1 protein-coding gene is annotated in these 1,962 nt (G+C 66.0%); it reads left to right on the forward strand.

Annotation, left to right across the window (positions count from 1 at the left end; genetic code table 11):
* Positions 1-108: 108 nt before the first annotated feature.
* Positions 109-1,962 (forward strand): DEAD/DEAH box helicase family protein (locus F573_RS0113680; RefSeq protein WP_026300951.1); only part of this gene is annotated, 1,854 nt, incomplete at its 3' end.

Below are 1,962 nucleotides of genomic sequence, written 5' to 3' on the forward strand. Positions count from 1 at the left end.
CACCGTGTGGGTGAAGTACATATTCGCTCCTCAAGTGGACGTGGGTTGCATCCTAGTCTGCGGCCTGTACGCTGTAAAGCGCACAGTGTTCACTTTAATGGAGCATAGATGAAAGTCCGTATCAAGTTTTTGCCGTCGCTTCTTGGCGACGTTGCGGGTTCGAGTGTGTCGCCGTTCTTTCGAGACCAGCTGCACGCCGCCGCCGAAACCGGTATCCGAAAATCGCTGCCGCCCATCGGTACGCAATCCGAATCCATCAACCTGACGGCACGGGATTTCGCGGCCTTTTCCGGTTTTCGGGAGGGCGATGAGCCGTGGGCGCAGGTCCTCAGCGAATTGCTGCACGGGCACCTGGAAACACTGGAAGCCGAATCGCTGCCGTCCGGGGATGAAACGGCCGCGACGGATCCGGCGAAGGACTGGATGCGACCGGAACAGCGCCGGTACTACGAAGGGCTGTCCTCGGGGCTGACGGATGGAAAGATCGTGATCGCTGAGGCCTCCACAGGCGTCGGCAAGGGGCGGGCCATCGCCCAGGCGATCGAAGATGCGCTGTCCGGTGGCCGTGAACGGGTGGTGGTCTGCGCTCCGACGCTCGGGGTGCTGGCCGCGCTGGCGGAGGAGTTCTCCCGGGCGCCAACCCTCAACCGCTCCATGCAGTTCGCCCTCGGTGCGGCCCAGTTCTTCCATGCCGGGCGCGCGGGGCAGATGGCGCAGCTGATGCAGTCGAGCGAAGCACCGGAGATCCGGGAGTCCGGCGAGAAGCTGGCCGCCTGGCTGGAGCAGGGCGCTCCGCCCGGTCAAACCTCTGCCACCCAGTCGTTTGCCAAGGTCGGCGGGGTGCCGGTGTCCCATCTGAGCGAGGACCTGGCCCGCTTCCTCCCGGAAGGCTTTACCGCCGATGAGCTCGTGCTGTCATCCGATGAGGTGGAGGAGAACGACAACGGGTTGATGGACCCCGGCGTGGCGGCGGCGCTGGCGGCGCGGGACCTCGAAACCGAGGCGCCCATCGTGTTCTGCACGCACGCGATGTATGCGCTGCACGGGCGTTTCATGGCGCTCGAACGCTTCCTGCTGCCACCGCACGACGTGCTGATCATCGACGAAGCCCACCAGTTCGAACAGAACGCCAGCTCCGTACTGTCGCCGTCCGCCTCGCTCGACCAGCTTCCGCGGCTGGCGAAACGGTTGCCGGAACCGGTCCTGAAAGACTGCCCGAGGGCGCTCGAGGACATCGAATCCGGCCTGAAAGCCCTGCGCGGGCGCTTCCCCGAGAAGGGTGGCGAACGGTTGCTCCTGGCGGATGATGAGGGCTATGCCGCCGTCCAGGGCGAGGCCGGCCGGCTGCATGAGGCACTGGATACCCTGATCGGCCGAGCGGAGCGGTCCCGCACTCATGCGCCGGAGCCCGGTCTGCTGGCGCTGTTGAAGCGCACTCGGTCCGTACTGGGCGGCGCCACGGGCAAGCGGGTCATGCTGCAGGTCTCGTCGTCCCCGGTGCGCGGGTATCTCTCCCTGGCGTCCGGGGCTCACGGGCTGAAGCGGTTGCTTGACCGGATTTGGCCGCAACTCGATGCGGCCGCACTGGTGTCGGCGACCCTTTACGTCCCGACGCGGGATTCGCGCCGGGCGGATGTCTCCGATGGCGCCACCTGGTATTCGGCCAAGCACCTTTCGCGGGTGCTGTCCCTGCCCGAGGACCGACGGCGCTGTCTGCCACCCATCCGGCCCCAGTGGGTGCGGGACAACGTGATCGCACACCTGACCCGGGATGCGGAGGATCGCCCGCCCACCTCCAACGGCGAGGATTCGGAGTCCTATCGGGTAGCGATGGAGTCCTGGCTGGATCGCATGGCTTCGCACATCGAGTCGATTGCGGAGCGGGCCTCGATGGGCACCCTGGTTCTGCTCACGTCCTACAGCGACATCCAGGGGCTGTATCGCCGTCTCAATGGAACGCCC

The sequence above is a fragment of the Thioalkalivibrio sp. ALE23 genome (genome assembly GCF_000378545.1).
Classification (GTDB): Bacteria; Pseudomonadota; Gammaproteobacteria; order Ectothiorhodospirales; family Ectothiorhodospiraceae; genus Thioalkalivibrio.